The sequence below is a fragment of the Inquilinus sp. CA228 genome (genome assembly GCF_052078665.1).
Taxonomy (GTDB): domain Bacteria; phylum Pseudomonadota; class Alphaproteobacteria; order DSM-16000; family Inquilinaceae; genus Inquilinus.
The window spans coordinates 1-3,100 of record NZ_JBQJIK010000163.1 but is presented as its reverse complement, the minus strand read 5'-3'; the positions used below and the strand labels follow the sequence as shown (position 1 = coordinate 3,100).

4 protein-coding genes are annotated in these 3,100 nt (G+C 71.5%); all 4 read left to right on the top strand.

What is annotated here, in order from left to right:
• The first annotated feature begins 173 nt into the window (after positions 1–173).
• Positions 174–1,163: an ABC transporter substrate-binding protein gene (locus ACTOWL_RS37655; RefSeq protein ID WP_441326427.1), complete on the top strand. Its 990-nt coding sequence runs from the start codon at positions 174–176 to the stop codon at positions 1,161–1,163.
• Positions 1,153–1,935 (top strand): ABC transporter permease, encoded by a 783-nt coding sequence (locus ACTOWL_RS37650; protein ID WP_441326426.1) that lies wholly within the window; start codon positions 1,153–1,155, stop codon positions 1,933–1,935. Before ACTOWL_RS37655 ends, ACTOWL_RS37650 begins: the two co-directional genes overlap by 11 nt.
• On the top strand, positions 1,932–2,687 hold the full coding sequence (locus ACTOWL_RS37645; protein ID WP_441326425.1) for an ATP-binding cassette domain-containing protein: 756 nt from the start codon (positions 1,932–1,934) through the stop codon (positions 2,685–2,687). The genes ACTOWL_RS37650 and ACTOWL_RS37645 overlap by 4 nt, the downstream gene beginning before the upstream one ends.
• 62 nt (positions 2,688–2,749) lie before the next feature.
• On the top strand, positions 2,750–2,902 hold the full coding sequence (locus tag ACTOWL_RS37640) for a hypothetical protein (RefSeq protein WP_441326424.1): 153 nt from the start codon (positions 2,750–2,752) through the stop codon (positions 2,900–2,902).
• The last annotated feature ends 198 nt before the right edge of the window (positions 2,903–3,100 follow it).

Here is a 3,100-nt window from a genome sequence, read left to right as displayed (position 1 = left end):
ACCTTCATCGCCGACCACATCCGTCACCACGCCGGCGTGCTGAACCGGTAACAGGGCCATCCTTCTTTTCCTGTCATTGCCGGGCTTGACCCGGCAATCCGGAGGGTGTCGACAGTCTCTGGATGCCGGGCCAAGCCCGGGCATGACAACGGTGGAAACGGGTCTTCCTCGCAATGTCTTCCCAGTCACCCCTGATCGGCCGCCGCGGTTTCCTCATCGGGGGCGCGCTGCTGGCCGCGCCGGCTGTCCTCAGTGCCCAGGACCTGCCGCGGGTGCGCGTCGGCACGCTGCAGTTCGGCACCGTGAACTGGGAGCTGGCGGTGATCGGCGACGGGCTCGACCGCCGCCACGGCTTCACGCTCGAGCCGCTGGTGCTGGCCGACAAGGACGCCACCGCCGTCGCCTTCCAGTCCGGCGCGGTCGACCTGATCGTCACCGACTGGATCTGGGTGGCGCGGCAGCGCGAGGCCGGGCGCGACGCCACCTTCGTGCCATTCTCGCTGACCGTCGGCGCGCTGATGGCCGACCCCAAGACCGGCATCCGCACCATCCAGCACCTGCCCGGCAAGCGCCTGGGCGTCGCCGGCGGCGAGGACGACAAGAGCTGGGTGCTGATCCAGGCCTATGCCCGCAAGGCCGGCATCGACCTGCCGCGCGCCGCCACCGTCAACTTCGCGGCGCCGCCGCTGCTGAACCAGCTGGCGCTGCGTGGCGACCTCGACGCCGTGCTCAATTTCTGGCAGTTCGCCGCCCGGCTGGCCGCGAAGGGCTTCCGGCCGGTGGTGGAGATCGGCAAGATCCTGCCGGAGCTCGGGCTCGACCGCCCGCCGCCGCTGCTCGGCTGGGTGTTCCGCGATGGCTGGGCGGCGCAGAACCCGGATCTCGCGCGCGGCTTCCTCGACGCCTCCTTCGCCGCCAAGGCAGCGATGAAGACCGACGATGCGCTGTGGCAGCGGCTCAAACCCGAGATGCAGGCCGAGGACGATACTGTCTTCGCCGCCCTGCGCGACGGCTACCGCGCCGGCATCCCGGCGCCCCCTAGCCCCGCCGACGCGACGGCTGCCGCCGCCGCGCTGCGCCTGATGGCCGGCATCACCCCGGCCGCGGTCGGCGGGTTGACGGCGCTGCCGCCCGGCACCTTCTGGCCCGGCTATGGCGGTTGACGCCGGGGCAGCGGCGGCGACGGCGCCAAGCCTGCGGCGTTGGCGCTGGCTGCTCTCCCTCGCCACCCTGGCCGCGATCTGGCAGGTCGCCGCCCTGTTGGCCGACAGCGCCGTGCTGCCGCCGCCGGCCGAGGTCGCGGCCTCCGCCTGGCAGCACCTGGTCGCGGGCGACCTGCTGCGCAACGTCGCCATCACCCTGGCGCGGGTGCTGGCCGCCTTCGCCGCCGCCATGTTGCTCGGCACCGCCATCGGCATCGCCCTCGGCCGCAGCCGGCTGCTGGACGAGCTGTTCGACGGCTGGCTGGTGATCGCGCTGAACATGCCGGCGCTGGTCACGATCGTGCTCTGCTACGTCTGGTTCGGGCTGAACGAATGGGCGGCGGTGATCGCGGTCGCGGTCAACAAGGCGCCGCTGGTGGTGGCGATCACCCGCGAGGGCGCCCGGGCCCTCGACCGCCCGCTGATGGAGATGGCGCAACTGTTCGACGTGCCGCGCGGCCGGGTGCTGCGCCGGATCGTGCTGCCGCAGCTGGCGCCCAGCCTGATGGCGGCCGCCCGCTCCGGCCTCGCCTTGACCTGGAAGATCGTGCTGGTGGTCGAGCTGCTGGGCCGGCCGGACGGCGTCGGCTTTCAGATCCGCAGCTTCTTCAACTTCTTCGACATTGCCGGGATCCTCGCCTACACGCTGGTGTTCATCGCCGTGATCCTGGCGATCGAAGCCTTCCTGCTGCAGCCGCTGGACCGCGCCGCCGGCCGCTGGCGGTCGCCGTGATCGGCCTGGCACTGCAGGGCATCCGCCGGCGCTTCGCCGCGCCGGTGCCGCGCGATGTGCTGGACGGCGTCGATCTGTCGATCGGGGCCGGCGAGTTCGTGGCCCTGGCCGGCCCCTCCGGCCGCGGCAAGACCACGCTGCTGCGCATCATCGGCGGGCTCGATTCCGGCTATCAGGGCCGGATCGACTGGCCGGACGGGCCGCCGCGCCGCCGCGCCGCGGTGTTCCAGGACCCGCGGCTGGTGCCCTGGCTCGGCCTGCTCGACAATCTGCTGCTGGTCGCCGGCCGCGCCGCCGAGCCCGAGGCCCGGGACCTGCTGGCGGCGGTCGAGCTGGAAGGCCGCGAGGACGCCTGGCCCGGCCAGCTCTCCGGCGGCATGCAGCGCCGCGCGGCTTTGGCCCGGGCCCTCTTGGTCGAACCCGATTTGCTGCTGCTGGACGAGCCGCTGGTCTCGCTCGACCACGCTTTGGCCGGCCGGATGCGGGCCCTGCTGGCGGAATACTGGCGCCGGCACCGGCCGACCGTGCTGCTGGTCACCCACGATTTGCGCGAGGCGGTGACCCTGGCCGACCGGGTGGTGGTGCTGGCCGAGGGGGTTGGGCGGGTGTCGCTGCAGCGGGGCATCGAGCTGCCGCATCCGCGCGACCCGGCCGACCCGCGGATCGACGCCATCGTCGACGCCCTGCTCCGCTTCGACCCGGGGTTGGCCGTGCCGGCGGGGAAGGAGGGCGAGGCGGCGGACAGCATCTGACCATGCCATCGTTTGGTCTGTGATAGCGTTCTCGATCCCGTCGAGCATGAGCGGAGGCGCAGTTGGTGCGCGACCGGACGTTGGAGACATGGCTGCGCACCGAAGTGGCGGCCGCCTATGACGATATGAAAGCCGACCCCTCGAAGGGGTTCAGTGCGGACGACGTGCTGGAATCGCTGAAAGCGGCGACCAAGCGGCGGACCAAGGCCGGTTAGGAGCGACGTAGGTTGGGTTCGCGACGCGAACCCAACATCCCGCGGCCGGAGCCATTGTTGGGTTCGTAAAACGAACCCAACCTACGGTGTGCCGAGCATGATCGACAGCTTGGAGGTGGAAGTCCTCTGTCCAGCCTGATGGCGGTGAAGGACTAGCGAAGCGCAAGGGCGTCGCCGTGAGGCGGGGTCTGAAGGAAG

Excerpts from the sequence above, each read along its gene's own strand:
- ACTOWL_RS37655 (WP_441326427.1), top strand. The coding sequence starts at position 174 with ATGTCTTCCCAGTCACCCCTGATCGGCCGCCGCGGTTTCCTCATCGGG.
- ACTOWL_RS37650 (WP_441326426.1), top strand. The coding sequence starts at position 1,153 with ATGGCGGTTGACGCCGGGGCAGCGGCGGCGACGGCGCCAAGCCTGCGG.